Raw genomic sequence first — 431 nt, 5'->3', positions numbered from 1 at the left:
TTCAAAAAACGACACGTTGACGTGGGGCGCGCGCTTTTTCAGTTCGAGCACGAGTTCGGGCGCGAACACTGGCAGCACGGTTGGCACCGCACCCACGGCAATGCGCCCCGAGAGTCCGCTCGTGAGCGCATCGACCTCGTAGCGCGCCCGCTCGATTTGATGAAACACCTCGCGTGCATGCCGCAGCAGCACGTCGCCCACCGCCGTGAAGCGCAACCGGTTGCCCACGCGCTCGAGCACCGGCGTGCCGATGCCCGCCTCCAGATCGGCGAGCTGCTTCGACACCGCAGGCTGCGTGAGATTCAGGCGCTCGGCCACGAGACGGATCTGCCCGACGCTGTCGAACAGCGTGAGCAGGCGCAAATGACTGAGTTTCAGTCCAGCCTCGAAGAATCGCTCGATCGGGTCCATGGTCGCTTGCCGCTGGCCTG

1 protein-coding gene is annotated in these 431 nt (G+C 65.0%); it reads right to left on the bottom strand.

Annotated elements, in window-relative coordinates; genetic code table 11:
- A partial coding sequence (locus tag U5A52_RS43095; RefSeq protein ID WP_321940512.1) for a LysR family transcriptional regulator occupies nucleotides 1-411 on the bottom strand: 411 nt, incomplete at its 3' end.
- Nucleotides 412-431 lie beyond the last annotated feature (20 nt).

The sequence above is a fragment of the Paraburkholderia sp. J8-2 genome (assembly GCF_905220195.1).
Taxonomy (GTDB): Bacteria; Pseudomonadota; Gammaproteobacteria; order Burkholderiales; family Burkholderiaceae; genus Paraburkholderia.
Note: the sequence above shows the minus strand (reverse complement) of the source record. Positions and strands in the feature narration are given on the sequence as shown.